Origin of the sequence: Prevotella sp. TF12-30 (assembly GCF_003436715.1) — a bacterium.
Taxonomy (GTDB): Bacteria; Bacteroidota; Bacteroidia; order Bacteroidales; family Bacteroidaceae; genus Prevotella; species Prevotella copri_A.
Genome location: NZ_QSQJ01000009.1, coordinates 54,060 through 66,993 on the forward strand (window position 1 = coordinate 54,060; position 12,934 = coordinate 66,993).

Consider the following 12,934-nt stretch of genomic DNA (forward strand, 5'->3'; position numbering starts at 1 on the left):
TTAAATAATTGTATAAGAGAGTATTAACATATGGAACAAAAAGAAAATAATCAGAAAACTCAAGCTGCTGAGAATCAGGCATCCTGCTCACCTCAGCAGCCAGCTAGTCCACATCCTTTCATTTCTGTCATACCACTGGCAGTACTTATCGCCCTCATCGTCCTGGTTGTCAAACTCTTCCCTGACGATGCCCTGGCCGGTGCCTCCCAGGTGGCCCTTATGATAGCCACTGCCGTATGTGTGGCACTCGGCATGGGCATCTATAGGATGAAATGGAATATCTTTGAAGAGATGATCAAAAAGACGGTGGGCGATGCCGGAGTATCTATCCTGATCCTGCTGCTCATCGGAATGATGTCAGCAACCTGGATGATCAGTGGCGTAGTACCTACATTGATATATTATGGCGTACAGATTATGTCACCAACCTTTTTCCTTCCCTGCGCATGCATCATCTCCAGTATCATTTCTGTGATGACGGGAACCTCATGGACCACTATTGCCACCATTGGCATTGCCCTGATGGGAATCGGAGATGCCCTGGGAATACCAGCCCCTTACACGGCTGGAGCTATTATCTCCGGTGCCTATTTTGGTGATAAACTCTCGCCAATGAGCGATACCACCGTCCTGGCTTCGAGTATAGCTGGAGCGGATCTCTTCTCACATATCCGCTATATGCTCTACACCACCATACCAAGCATCCTGCTCTCACTGGTACTCTATCTTATCATCGGTCTCTGCTATGATTCCAAGCCAGTGGATATCAGCCAGTATCTTACCGGTCTGACCCATGGATTCAATATTTCCCTGTTTACCATGCTCGTTCCGGCTTTTACCGGATGGCTCATCTACCGAAAGACGCCATCCCTCATCACCCTTCTGCTTTCAGCCCTTTCAGCATGCATCTGTGCCCTCATTCTCCAGCCGGAAGTACTTGTAGGGATAGCAGGCGAAGACTGTATTTCTGCCAAAAGCCTCTTTCAAGGAATCATGACCACCTGCTATACCCATACCCAGGTAGATTGCGGTATGGCGAACATCAATGATCTTGTTGCCACCCGAGGCATGGCTGGCATGCTCAATACCATCTGGCTCATCCTCTGTGCCATGTGCTTCGGATCATGTATGGTAGCCAGCGGCATGCTCCACGCCATCACCCACATGCTCCTGAAAAGCATCCACAGTACCATCTCGCTTGTCTGCAGTACCGTGACATCAGGCGTCTTGCTCAATCTCGTAATGGGTGACCAGTTCCTGAGTATCATCATGAATGCATCTATCTACAAGGATGAGTATGCCGAACGAGGTTACCAACCTGAACTCTTGAGCCGAAGTACAGAGGATAGTGCTACCGTGACGAGCGTGCTGGTTCCATGGACAGCCTGCGGTATGACGCAGAGTACAGTCCTTGGCATCCCGACCCTGGTCTATCTTCCCTTCTGCTTCTTCAACATCATCAGTCCTTTGATGAGTTGTCTGGTTGCCATTCTGGGCTTCGTACCCAACCCACAACCCAAGGAAAACAAAGCATCTGTAGCAGAAGAGTCTGATATTCATTAAATATATAGGAGATTCATAGATATAGGAGACTCTTAAAAATGAAAAAAGATTCAAAAGTAAACCAAGCAAAATATGTAGAACTCAATTTGTTTCCTGAGGAGATAGAGGATCATCAGAAAGACTCTATCTCTTCAGAAAGCAAGGAAAAGCATACTTCTTCAGACAAAGAGTATGATTTGACAGATCTGTTTGAAAGACTTTCCCAATCAGCTTTCCGCAGCCGTTTCCATCTCTCGAAGAAGGATAAGGATTATATTGCAGAAAAGGGTTTGGCTACCATCCGTAAGCATGCGGAGGATTTCGTTGCCAAACGCCTTGCTCCTGCAGTGATTCCCAATGACGGCAAGCAGACGCCGATGAGAGGTCATCCTGTATTCATTGCCCAGCATGCTACAGGCTGCTGCTGCCGTGGTTGTTTCTTCAAATGGCATCATATACCTGCCGGAAGACAGTTGACAGAAGAAGAACAGCAATATGCAGTGTCGGTACTTATGACTTGGATAGAAAAACAAGTTTGAAAAGGAATTTCTTTTTCCTATACAATGCCGGTGCTCCTCCTTGGGGCACCTGCATAATCCTGTGTTTAGGCATAGATGTTAGTAAGTCTAAATAGGAAGAACTTGACATCTATGACACCATGCAGATTTCCCAAAGGCTTTAACTCTATGACATAACCCAATGGAGGATCTGTAGTGACGTGTATGAAATCATCATTGCCTATAGCATCAAATCCTTGATGGTTGTACCATTCATGAATCTGCTTAAATCTACCCTTTCTCCAATACCATGCAAATGTCCGGTTTCGGAATACTGCCAGATATTGCACTTTCCTCTGCCGTCGATAGAGGGTTGTCGGGAGTTATAATTGGCGATGAAGAGATAATAGCGATTGAACTTCGCCCCCATCTCCTTATTATAAAAGCTCTCGTTGCTATAGATGATAGGATACTTGCCATAGTGTTTCTTCACCAACCCACCCATCGCTTCACCTTATATGGCGACACCACATACATAATCCCCAGACCAACACCAGCCAATACAACCAGGCAGCCTAAGCAAATCAAAGTATATTTTAATCCTTTCTTCATTACATTTTATTTTTTAGTTGTTTTCAGGGGACAAAAGTAATGAATTTATTTGAAACGGCATAGAAAGTAAGGGGATAATTGTATGAAATGGGGGGCTGAAAGTACGAAACTCAAATTCTTTAGGATTATTCATAAGAAAAGCGAAAAAAACTTTGGTACTTTCAAATATTAATCGTAATTTTGCAACAAAATAGAGTAACCAAAATTAAGGAGGATTATTATATGACTAAAATAATGTCAAACTCAAAAGAACGACTAAACGATAAAGCCCAACGCTTTTTCGAGGATAGCTGTACCGTTCAAGAACCAACAGTTGCCTATCGTCACGATTATGCAACAGAGGCTCATAACGAATCCGAAGAATATCCTTTTATGACATCATGCAATAATGACGAGTTGGCGAATCATGTCTTAGCTCGTGAAGAAGAATATGCTAGAACAGGCAACGCCGTTGACTTTCTAGAAATGATGGCCGATTTCAAAAACGAATTCGAATGGTAAAGATACGTGTATTACCACCAACCCAAGAAGACATACGCTATTGTATCGAATATGCTAGGGATGAGTTTGGAAGGAAATGCGTTTTGAGATGGAAAAAGGAACTTGAGGCCATATACGCTCGTCTCATTATGTTCCCTTTGTCATATTCTCCAGAGCCTATTCTGAAAGATTTTCATCGAGATTATCGTAGCGCACTGCTTATGGACAACTTCAAGCTCATTTATCGCTACGACAAAGAGCGTGACGAAATCGTCATTGTTGACATTTGGTACACCAAACGTTCTCTACAAGCATTATTGAGACAATTCAAAAGGAAACTATAAAAACTTAGCGAGCAGAAGGATTACTTCCTTTTGCTCGCTATATTTTTATCTTCTACCATTTCACCACCACCATAATCCTTATCGTCGATGGGGAAAATATAGTTGCATATATTACTTTACATTATTGTTCCCTGATAAAGACTTTTCTGAACGTTTTTAAAAGAAAACATCCAATACTTCCCCAAACACATCATTAGGACTCACTTTATTGAAGAGACACATAGAAGTTTTGAGCTTCAGCACGTCAATTCCGCTTCCCATGATATATTTGATGTCCTTATCCTTGTGGAGCAAGAGCGCCTTGCAGCATTCACGGAGTCTGTCACCCAGAATTTCATGTTCAACATAGGCTCTGGCTTCACCCTCGCCATCCAAGCCATAGTATTTTGAATTGTAACTATGTCCGAGTCCCTTCTGTTGCGGGAAGATATACCATATCCAATGGCTTTGTTTTCTACCTCCTTTCAGTTCACTTAAAGCCTGTGTATAGGCAACCTCCTGTGCATCCAGGAAACGCAAGAGATCATAGTGTGGCTGCTGAGCCTTTAGATATCCGATAATGTCTGAAGGTGTAGAATCGGACGCCAAGCTTTCACCAGCGACAATTTTCTCATTATCAATTCGTTTGGGGCATTTACCGGGAACGAATAAAGCACTCAAAGACTTCACAAAAGTGACACTTAATTTCAAAAAATTCATCCTCGTTTTAACGTTTTATTAAATTATAAGAAACGGCACATACTATATTGTTTACTTTTTAAATACTATCCAATTCGTTTGATATTTAGACCATGGCTTTATTGGATGTATTTCATGGACAGTTCCTACAGAATCACGATACCACGAATAATTCCATCCTGATCCCATATCTAAGTACAGAGCATATTTGACCTTCAAGTTTGCCAACTTTTCCACAAATTCGCTATAAGCCAACGCTTGCTTAGCCTCAACAATGCACAGCTTGCCATCTAGCTCGCATAATGCCCGATAAATATTCAATGGCTTATCCTTTCTAAATCTAGGCATAACTCGCCCATTATAAATAATCATATTCTGTCCAAAGCCCATACCTCTATGCTTTTCCGCTTTCCTAAGTTCACTAGCGTAACTATCATACAGGAACTTCCATTTGCCTTGATACCAAACAAAAGCCCCCGTATTCGTTTTAGCCACATAGCCTCTATAAAAAATACCACCAGACACATGATTTCCTGCTACATTGCGATGCGCAAAAGAATCCAAGCATTCCCCTGTAAATGCAGCCTCAGCACAATAGCTCACAGACATATCCGTGTCTTTGCTTGGTCGCTTACCGCAAACAAGATCTACAGTATTATAAATCGGTGTAAAGACTATCAATTCCCCAGTGTCTTTCCGATTGACAAAAGTTCTAGCATTGGAACTTGGCGCTGTATTCATTATTGTTTCAGATAGGCTGTCAGCATTTACCTCTATCACAGAAGGTTTAGGCTTATGGTTACAAGATAGCATAACCATAAGCACAAAACACATTGATAGAAGATTCAACTTTCTCATTTCAAATCATTTTCTTTTTCCGAAGATGGCATTCAACACCATCTTACCCACTTTTCTTTCTAATCCAGCCTTAGAGGTTGGAATCCCCGTCTCACGTGCAAACTTCTGTTTAGCCTGCGTGATACCGAGTGCCCGATTTAAGGAGAATGATACTCCGGGAATCTTAAACTGTTTCATTGTATATTAAGCATTAATTGTTACACCTTCCTCATTGTCAGGAACATTAGATTGAATATAAGCAGATGGATTTTCCTCTACTTTTTTTAATTCATTCTTTCTCCATTCATCAATAGCAACATTTAGAATTTCAGATTGAGCCAAAGCAATTTTACTCATCAGATCTTCATTTGCTTTCATTTCAGCCTCTAGCTTGTGCCTATTCCTTTCTGTTGAAATTGTCACCTCCGTATTAATATCATCATTTAAATCCGAAATTTGCTTATCGGCAAGCACACGCACTCGATACATTTCCGCCCTAAGCATATCATCATATGGACCAGAAGCAATCATCATTTTAAAGAATGTTGGAGCCGTCTCTATTATAATAAACAACAACATAATTACCAATGATACTATTGATAACTCAGTAGACTCAGACTTCAAATGTGAAAAAGCCTCATAACGAACACAAAAGCCTTTTTCTTCATTACCTTTCTCTATGTCCCTATTCGCCTTATCTGTATTTATAGCAATTTGCTCTCTAATTTCCTTCAATTCTACCGCATGAGTTGTTTCCCATGTTTGCAACTCCTTTTCAATTGCGGACAAATTACGTTCCTTATCTTTATAAATCAAACCATGACCAGCTTTTCCACTCAACGCTGAGCCTTCTCCTTCCTTTTTCAATTCTTCATTCGCAACAGCCAATCTTTGTTCTATTGCCTTATGTTCACTTTCTAGTTTGTCTCGTCGTTGAATCAACGAAGTATTACCTTTAGTCACTTCTTGACGAGTTGCATTTGTTCGCATAATATTATCCTTTACCAGTTGAGAATCGATTCTATCCTCAAAAATTTTCATCTCAAGAGGTGTTGATATTACAATACCCAAAAAAATTGCCATAATAATTCTTGGCAAACCAGAAGTAAACTCCCGCCAACTAATGGTAACCTTACCATCAGAATACATCGTATTAACAATAAACCTATCTAAATTGAAAATTAACGCTCCCCAAAATATTCCGAAGGCTATAGCCGTAGCCTTACTCTCAAACACCGTATACAAAGCATAACTACCCGACAAACAAGCCATTAATGCCGTAAACAAGATTGTTCCTCCCATACCTGCATATTTAGCATAGTCTGTAGGACATTGACGCAAAACTTTTCGGTTTACACCACAACATATCCAAAGAAACTCATTAAGAAAGCCTCCCCATTTTATATTTTCCAACTCCTCGTTATTACTTTTCATCGCTTTCAAATTTTAAATGTTCAACTTTATTCGTAATTATATCTATTGCAGTCTTAATACGAGAGCGCAAACTACTTCCTATTTTTATTGATAATGGATGCAAAGAATTTAATTTAGCAAATTTGATTGCTGCTGGATTCAAATTCACATTTACTCCTTGCATATCAACTGATAATTCTTGCATTTGTACATTTAGCTCTACTTTAGGAGCAGGTATGTTGTGCTGCACTTGTATTGTTTTCTCAAGTTTTGGCAAAGGAAGCAAGACCGTCTTAATCTGAGGCAAAGGTATAGTCTTTATTGTCAAAGGAACTTGTTTTGTCCCAAATTCATCCTCCACCTCCAATACATAACGTTTTTCCTTATCCGTTGTTACAACTTTCTTTCCAACAAGAGGAACAGTTTCATTTTCCAAGCTTACAGACTTTGCATTTTTTACATTCCAACTCAAAGTAACTGGCACTTCCTTAAACGTAAATGTCTTATCTGCCTTAAATAACACTTCACTTTCAGCAAAAACACCAATAGAAACTGACTTAGAAACTTCCGTTATGCCATCAAGAGCCATTGCCTTTATTGTGTAAGTCGTAGAAACATCTGGTGAACACTTTTTCTCACCATTCAAGGGGATAAGTTCTGAATCACCATCTGTTGTTTCTAAAGTGACTTTCTTTGCATTTTGAACATCCCAATGCAATAAAGACGCTTGCGATTGACTCTTTCTGAGTTTTTTCAAGCTCAATCCGACTTCAATCCTCACGTTCTCCACAACATTTACTGAGAGCTGAGCTACTGCCGTTTTCAATCCATTTTCGACTTTCAACTCATAGCTTTCATTTCCTATATTCAATGGATGTACTTTATATTCACGCATCGTTGCAGGAACTTTCTTTCCATTCATATATATATTAGAAGCATCATCAACTTCCCACATCAATATATAAGATTGTCCTACAACAAAACAATCTGCAGGGGTTTTAAATGATTTTATCTTTGGCTCTTTTGCATATTTGTCAACCAGTGTCGTAAATGGTTCCAAATTACAGATGTCATCTTCATCAAGATAATCCGACAATATCTTGAGCAAAATAGGAAACAAACCTCCCAACTGCATTAAGTCTACATAAACTTGACTATTCTCTAAGTCCTTGAAATCTTCAAAAGAAAACAACAACTGCTCAGAATCTTCAACTTGATACTTTTCAACTAAAGATGATTTTTCCGCTATCGCCAATATAGAAAGATAGATTATCAGTTCTGAAAAATAATCAACTTTTTCATTTGCCAACAAATTGTCACCACGTTTAGGATGTTGATACCCTTTCAAACCTTTAATAATATCAGCCTCACCTTGCAATTCTGGAACATAAACAGAATCATAGTCAATCAAAAATAAGTTATCATTATCATCGACCAAGATATTACCATGCTGTAAATCCCCATGAGATATATGATATTTATGTAACGTAGTTATCATCTTGACAAAATTATTTGCCAAGTTCTTTAGTTTGTTTTTGTCATTCTTATGAATACAGATATACTCCTTAAGATTTTTCCCATCTATCCATTTCATTCTGGTAGTTGGATATTTCTTACCTTCAACTACGATACCTTCATCAACATATGTAAAGCTACAGAAATATGGGAGAGCAAACTTTGACAACACTTGTGAAAGTATTTGAAAATGCCCTCTTAGATTCCCTAAATCAACATACCAACAACGAAAAGCCCATTTTTCTCTTTTAACGTCTACAGGGAACACCAATGTAAATCCTCCTGTATACATTTCTACATCACCAGTAGGAAGAGTATAAAAACTTCCATTTTTGATTAAACCATCAAGCACTAATTTTGGTGTAGTCACCGAAGTTATAATGTCTTCTATATCTAACTTGAACATAGCTTATTTCCATTTTTGAGATATTTCATCAGTATCAATATCATATTCTTTATTACAAGCAGAATAACCATTATCTTTCCATTTTTCTTGTATCGAATAGATAGAATTAGAATAATCTACGATTTCTGGTACATAACCATTATTTTTCCATTTTTCTTGTGCTGAAGAAACTATTTTTTGTTCATTTGAGACAACTACATCTTCCAATGGCTGCAAATCCTCAATATTATCAATCATCAGTTCCTTCTTTATGGCAGAAGAATATTGGGCAAGATGAGTATTTGAGTCTAAAATTGCAAATATTGAACTTTTTCCCCTTGATTTTATATCATCAGCAGAAAACAGCATAGTCTCGGTATCCTTTATATTTTTATCTTTCCAAAGAGAAGGTATCTCCGCAAAAGTCATCAGGCTCGTATATATTATTAACTCTGAAAAATAGTCCGCTTTTCTTGACATTTTCTTCATCTTCCATCTCGATGGATGTTGATAACCTTCCAACCCCTTGATTTCATCATCAAAGTCTTCGAGTCCTGGCACATACATAGAGTCATAATCTACCAACACCAAACTACCATCAGATTTCACCATAATATTTCCATGTTGCAAATCACCATGTGAAATTCCAAAATGATGCAAATCTTCAACCATCGTTTTAAAACTTGCAGCAAGTTGAATTAGCGTAACAGAATCATTAATATGCTGTGAAATATAATCCTTAAATGGCATTGCGTCTACCCAATCCATGAGAACAACAGGTTGGATTCCTTCATTTGTAGCCAATCCCTGTTCCAAATAATGAAAACCAACAAAATATGGAAGTTGGATTCTTTGCAGTTCATCAGCAATAAGTTTTGTCCTTTCTTTTGCATCAGAAACATTAACAAACCAACATCTTACGGCATACTTCTTCATCAAAGTACAAAATGGAAAAACCACACAAAATCCCCCCACATAACGAACAAGTTCGTCGTTATGCTTCTCGGGATGTCCTCCCTTTAATTCTGCCGCTTTTATCAATTGCTCCGTATCTATTGCAATTTCATAATCTTCCAAACTTGGTAATTTCATATTTCTACATATTAAAGAATTTCTTTATTTTTTTATTTAAAGCATTTAATAGTTCTCTACTTCTTTTACATTTTCTGCATTTTTTTGGTAAATCTTTATCTGTTAAAGAATTAAGTTTTTCCAAAGCAATTTGCTTGTTTTCTTGTATTGTTTCTTCCCCATACTTCAACTTTTCACTTGTAAGCAAATCTTCTATCGTCTTAGAATCTACAACTGAAAGTTCTTCTCTTCCATCATTCTCCACAATTATAAGTGTACTATCATCATTATGCATTGCTTCAGAAGCACGTAACCTATCCACCACATCTAAAAAATCATTATAAGAAGATAATGCTAAAAGTTGCTCTATATAGGCTTGTTCTTTATTTTCAATCTTTTTTTTATATAAGAACTCTCCCAATGGGTCAGTTACAAGCAGCAACTTATTTCCTTCAGTTAACTTACCATTTATTGGTAAGATTCCACCTCTTCCTTTACTAAAGCTATCAAAATAATCAGGACTATTACCAAAGCCATTTTCTATGGATGGGTAAAATGTCAAAATTTTATTCTCGTTAGATACTTCCAACAAACAAGAATCTCCTAATACATATCCATCCCAACTTCCATCCTTGTCAAAATGAACGCCACAAAAAGTTGCGCCTGCGCCTTGACTCTCCATCAAACAATTCTCCAACATCCATGTTGACTGACCTATACTCTCTAATTCGGTAAGTTGCTGCCTTGCATAAGCCTGCCATTTTTTTTGCAATTTAGGAATACTTTCCGAAATATCATCAACATCAGTGTCCGTATACTCCTTAACTAACAGTTCTGCCCACTTTGCTGAAAAAATAGACTGCGATACCCCATCAGATATCGCAATCTTTTTTTTACCAGAGTTTAAACGAAAGTAATCCTGACAGTCAGCATTGCTTTCTTCTAATTTATGAGTTATATAAGCTCTTACTTTCATATTTACTTATCCCCCAGACCTTTACTTGATCCAAAATCAATTAACTTTATCAAACTAACAGCATCTGCACTAAAAACACAACCACGAGAATTTGGTTTAACAGGAAGTTCGTTTTTATGAGCAGCATCAATGTATCCCTCTGGAATCACACTAGAAATTTCATAAAGGAACTCGGCTCCCTGTCCACCATTTTTTACATCATTATCATCACAAGGAGTAATAATCTCTTTTGAAGTATCTCCAATTTCTGCATTAAAAATCAAAACATTACCATCAGAATTAGAAATATTCATAATTTCATTTGCAACAGCTTTGGTTTCTTCTACACAGACACTATTCGACTTATGATCATAATAAGGAACTCCATCCGATATATTAATTATCACAGGAGCAGGATTATCTGGTTTATCTGCCATCCAGCTCTCCACCAACTTCTTAGCCATAACAAAAGCACCACGCATATCAGTCCAAGTATCAGTATCAGTTGGCTCAACCCAAATAGGCATTTTTACAATTTTATCAACCAAACTACCAGCCCCATCGCTTACCTTTTTTGTCACGGTCTCTATTCTTTTGGGAGACTTATACAAATCTGTCAAGAAACCAGAGCACTCTTCTTTTACTTCTGCACAATAACTAATTACAGAAATAAAGCAACGGTTCTTAGGTTCCTTTCCGTTGAAATTCTTCTTTATAATATCATTTATAACACGATTTATAACACGAGTTGCAAACTCGGTTCTTGAAACAGGCTCATTCTTATATTTAAGCATCATAGAACCTGATTTATCAACTAAGATAATTAAAAGACCAGGAGTTGCAGAACTCCATTGTTTGTCATTTTTTGCCATAATCAAGAAAAATCATATCGCAAACTTGTTCCCAGAAGTTGCATTAGTTATTAAAGTTTTTATGAATTGGCGTGGGACTATTGCCTTTACGCCAGAATAGAGGTTGTGGAAGGACCTATCTGCTAGCATAGGACAATAGCCCACGCCAAAAGGGTATATTATTCCTTTCCCATTTTGAAAAGGATACAATAATCCTAAAGGCGTGAGAATACTGTTCACTATCCAAGCAGATTTCGAAACTTCCACATTTCTATTCTAGGATAACGTTCAATACGCTCATTCATTTGAGTCTTCATCGCAGCCGTTCTTTTCCGTCTGCTCCAACTCTGACCGCAAAAGTAAGCATTATTCCTGATACTGCCAAACTTTTAGCGATGTTTTTTATCCCGAAGGACAAAAAAGGCATTGAACGCTGTCATTGCCGAGAGAAAAATACTTCCACATTTCTATTCCATGGCAACAATTCAATGCCCTATACCTATATACCATCCCTTACGAAAAGGTAAACAACCAGTTACGATTATTTTTTAGTTATCGTTCCTTTTCTCATATTCACCGAGAAATTACCAAGAGATGTCTTGACTTTATAAACGCCATTCTTTGATGATACCAGCTTTGCCGATATTCCCATAAAGTTGACGCCGCCGTCCTTCTTCTCTATGGTGTACTTTCCGAAAGGAGTAGCTACGATGATGTGATGCTTGGTATTCTCAACCACACCATACACTGTGCCGGATGGAGTCTGCTTTACCTGCTCGGCTACGCTCTTTACGGCATTTGCCAGATTGGTGTTGTTACTCTTTGCAAAACTGGTTGTGGTGGCAGCTACTACCATCATCAACGAAATCATAATCTTCTTCATACCTTATTATATATTAAAGGGTTATACTTCATGTTCCCCGTTCCACGATTTTTTCTTTTCTACCGCTTCCCGATTACGAGCGCAAAAGTAAGAAGATTATTTCTATCAGCCAAATATCTAAACCTACCTTGTATGAAATGCCGGACTGAATGTACCAAATGACAAAACGGATGCTTGACATTACTCATCAAGCATCCGTTTTAAAAATTCTATCATTTCTAGAATTGCCTTTCTCAAAGGTTGCAACTCATTTTCTATAATCCACCAAATCTGATCGGCATCAACCTCAAAATAATGATGAGCTATGATATCACGTAACCCTTTCACATTTTTCCAATCAATTTCAGGATGAGTTGTAAGAAGTTCTCCATTAGTTAAGTATATCCAATGCTACATATTTAATCTTCATCTCTGATAATCAACTTATTAAGTGTGAAAGGAGAATATCAACACAGGATACAGCTTCCACTTCTTATCCAGCTTGTCGATAGCAAGCCCCTTGAACGATACAAGCAAAGGAATTGCTCCGTCTTTGCAATCCGTCGTAATAATAAGCCACTTTCAAAAACACTCTTCACTCTTCACAAATATGGTATAAGTATTTGTATATAAGGAATTTGTACGGGTGAAGAGTAGTGCGCTACTCTTCACCTCTCTTCACCCCCAAAAAATCTGCATCATCTGCGAAATCTGCGTGACTTTCTTCTAAGACCGAACAGGGCGAGCTTCCATTTCAATTTCGTGCGTAACCCTAAGGTGAAGAGTGGTGAAGAGTGATGCGTAACTCTTCACCTCTCGCAACCCCAGTGTTTATCGGGGTTTCAGCCGATTTGGTGAAGAGTGAAGAGTAAAAAAGCGAGTGGTTGTTTTA

Annotated in this window: 15 protein-coding genes; 3 read left to right on the forward strand and 12 right to left on the reverse strand. The window is 38.3% G+C overall.

Annotated elements, in window-relative coordinates; translation table 11 throughout:
- Positions 1 to 30: 30 nt before the first annotated feature.
- Together DXD25_RS05440 and DXD25_RS05445 are read left to right on the forward strand one after the other, a co-directional pair.
- Positions 31 to 1,563, forward strand: a complete 1,533-nt coding sequence (locus DXD25_RS05440) for a Na+/H+ antiporter NhaC family protein (RefSeq protein ID WP_117662132.1) — start codon at positions 31 to 33, stop codon at positions 1,561 to 1,563.
- A 38-nt stretch (positions 1,564 to 1,601) separates the two neighbouring features.
- Positions 1,602 to 2,081, forward strand: coding sequence for a DUF4186 domain-containing protein (locus DXD25_RS05445; protein WP_117662133.1), 480 nt, complete (start codon positions 1,602 to 1,604; stop codon positions 2,079 to 2,081).
- A gap of 199 nt (positions 2,082 to 2,280) precedes the next feature.
- On the opposite strand, the gene DXD25_RS05450 is transcribed toward DXD25_RS05445, so the two are convergent.
- Both DXD25_RS05450 and DXD25_RS17430 read right to left on the reverse strand, forming a co-directional pair.
- Entirely contained in the window at positions 2,281 to 2,544 is a 264-nt protein-coding gene (locus tag DXD25_RS05450; protein ID WP_117662134.1) for a GH25 family lysozyme, read from the reverse strand.
- Positions 2,529 to 2,651 carry a hypothetical protein gene (locus DXD25_RS17430; protein WP_255415682.1) on the reverse strand — a complete coding sequence of 41 codons (123 nt, stop codon included), beginning with the start codon at positions 2,649 to 2,651 and terminating at the stop codon, positions 2,529 to 2,531. Before DXD25_RS17430 ends, DXD25_RS05450 begins: the two co-directional genes overlap by 16 nt.
- Before the next feature lie 222 nt (positions 2,652 to 2,873).
- On the opposite strand from DXD25_RS17430, the gene DXD25_RS05455 reads away from it, so the two are divergent.
- Positions 2,874 to 3,152, forward strand: coding sequence for a hypothetical protein (locus DXD25_RS05455; RefSeq protein ID WP_147327858.1), 279 nt, complete (start codon positions 2,874 to 2,876; stop codon positions 3,150 to 3,152).
- A gap of 479 nt (positions 3,153 to 3,631) precedes the next feature.
- On the opposite strand, the gene DXD25_RS05465 is transcribed toward DXD25_RS05455, so the two are convergent.
- The 10 genes from DXD25_RS05465 to DXD25_RS05505 all read right to left on the reverse strand — a co-directional run bounded on the left by DXD25_RS05465 (position 3,632) and on the right by DXD25_RS05505 (position 12,390).
- On the reverse strand, positions 3,632 to 4,063 hold the full coding sequence (locus DXD25_RS05465) for a DUF1810 domain-containing protein (protein ID WP_233522201.1): 432 nt from the start codon (positions 4,061 to 4,063) through the stop codon (positions 3,632 to 3,634).
- Positions 4,064 to 4,225: 162 nt separating this feature from the next.
- Complete coding sequence (locus DXD25_RS05470) at positions 4,226 to 5,011, reverse strand: hypothetical protein (RefSeq protein ID WP_117662138.1); 786 nt, start codon at positions 5,009 to 5,011, stop codon at positions 4,226 to 4,228.
- A 6-nt stretch (positions 5,012 to 5,017) separates the two neighbouring features.
- Positions 5,018 to 5,188 carry a hypothetical protein gene (locus tag DXD25_RS16935; RefSeq protein ID WP_182000894.1) on the reverse strand — a complete coding sequence of 57 codons (171 nt, stop codon included), beginning with the start codon at positions 5,186 to 5,188 and terminating at the stop codon, positions 5,018 to 5,020.
- Positions 5,189 to 5,194: 6 nt separating this feature from the next.
- Positions 5,195 to 6,424, reverse strand: coding sequence for a DUF4407 domain-containing protein (locus DXD25_RS05475; protein ID WP_117662139.1), 1,230 nt, complete (start codon positions 6,422 to 6,424; stop codon positions 5,195 to 5,197).
- A complete protein-coding gene (locus DXD25_RS05480; protein ID WP_117662140.1) occupies positions 6,414 to 8,324 on the reverse strand; it encodes a hypothetical protein in 1,911 nt (636 codons plus the stop codon). The genes DXD25_RS05475 and DXD25_RS05480 overlap by 11 nt, the downstream gene beginning before the upstream one ends.
- Positions 8,325 to 8,327: 3 nt before the next feature.
- Positions 8,328 to 9,395: an AarF/UbiB family protein gene (locus DXD25_RS05485; RefSeq protein ID WP_117662141.1), complete on the reverse strand. Its 1,068-nt coding sequence runs from the start codon at positions 9,393 to 9,395 to the stop codon at positions 8,328 to 8,330.
- Positions 9,396 to 9,399: 4 nt separating this feature from the next.
- Positions 9,400 to 10,350: a hypothetical protein gene (locus DXD25_RS05490; protein ID WP_117662142.1), complete on the reverse strand. Its 951-nt coding sequence runs from the start codon at positions 10,348 to 10,350 to the stop codon at positions 9,400 to 9,402.
- 2 nt (positions 10,351 to 10,352) lie between these two features.
- On the reverse strand, positions 10,353 to 11,201 hold the full coding sequence (locus tag DXD25_RS05495; RefSeq protein ID WP_117662143.1) for a VWA domain-containing protein: 849 nt from the start codon (positions 11,199 to 11,201) through the stop codon (positions 10,353 to 10,355).
- Positions 11,202 to 11,721: 520 nt separating this feature from the next.
- Positions 11,722 to 12,063: a hypothetical protein gene (locus tag DXD25_RS05500; RefSeq protein WP_147327859.1), complete on the reverse strand. Its 342-nt coding sequence runs from the start codon at positions 12,061 to 12,063 to the stop codon at positions 11,722 to 11,724.
- Positions 12,064 to 12,243: 180 nt separating this feature from the next.
- Positions 12,244 to 12,390 carry a HepT-like ribonuclease domain-containing protein gene (locus DXD25_RS05505; protein WP_233522202.1) on the reverse strand — a complete coding sequence of 49 codons (147 nt, stop codon included), beginning with the start codon at positions 12,388 to 12,390 and terminating at the stop codon, positions 12,244 to 12,246.
- Positions 12,391 to 12,934: the final 544 nt, after the last annotated feature.

Coding starts and splice junctions, on each gene's coding strand:
- DXD25_RS05440 (WP_117662132.1), top strand. CDS start 31: ATGGAACAAAAAGAAAATAATCAGAAAACTCAAGCTGCTGAGAATCAG.
- DXD25_RS05445 (WP_117662133.1), top strand. CDS start 1,602: ATGAAAAAAGATTCAAAAGTAAACCAAGCAAAATATGTAGAACTCAAT.
- DXD25_RS05450 (WP_117662134.1), bottom strand. CDS start 2,544: ATGGGTGGGTTGGTGAAGAAACACTATGGCAAGTATCCTATCATCTAT.
- DXD25_RS17430 (WP_255415682.1), bottom strand. CDS start 2,651: ATGAAGAAAGGATTAAAATATACTTTGATTTGCTTAGGCTGCCTGGTT.
- DXD25_RS05455 (WP_147327858.1), top strand. CDS start 2,874: ATGACTAAAATAATGTCAAACTCAAAAGAACGACTAAACGATAAAGCC.
- DXD25_RS05470 (WP_117662138.1), bottom strand. CDS start 5,011: ATGAGAAAGTTGAATCTTCTATCAATGTGTTTTGTGCTTATGGTTATG.
- DXD25_RS16935 (WP_182000894.1), bottom strand. CDS start 5,188: ATGAAACAGTTTAAGATTCCCGGAGTATCATTCTCCTTAAATCGGGCA.
- DXD25_RS05475 (WP_117662139.1), bottom strand. CDS start 6,424: ATGAAAAGTAATAACGAGGAGTTGGAAAATATAAAATGGGGAGGCTTT.
- DXD25_RS05480 (WP_117662140.1), bottom strand. CDS start 8,324: ATGTTCAAGTTAGATATAGAAGACATTATAACTTCGGTGACTACACCA.
- DXD25_RS05485 (WP_117662141.1), bottom strand. CDS start 9,395: ATGAAATTACCAAGTTTGGAAGATTATGAAATTGCAATAGATACGGAG.
- DXD25_RS05490 (WP_117662142.1), bottom strand. CDS start 10,350: ATGAAAGTAAGAGCTTATATAACTCATAAATTAGAAGAAAGCAATGCT.
- DXD25_RS05495 (WP_117662143.1), bottom strand. CDS start 11,201: ATGGCAAAAAATGACAAACAATGGAGTTCTGCAACTCCTGGTCTTTTA.
- DXD25_RS05500 (WP_147327859.1), bottom strand. CDS start 12,063: ATGAAGAAGATTATGATTTCGTTGATGATGGTAGTAGCTGCCACCACA.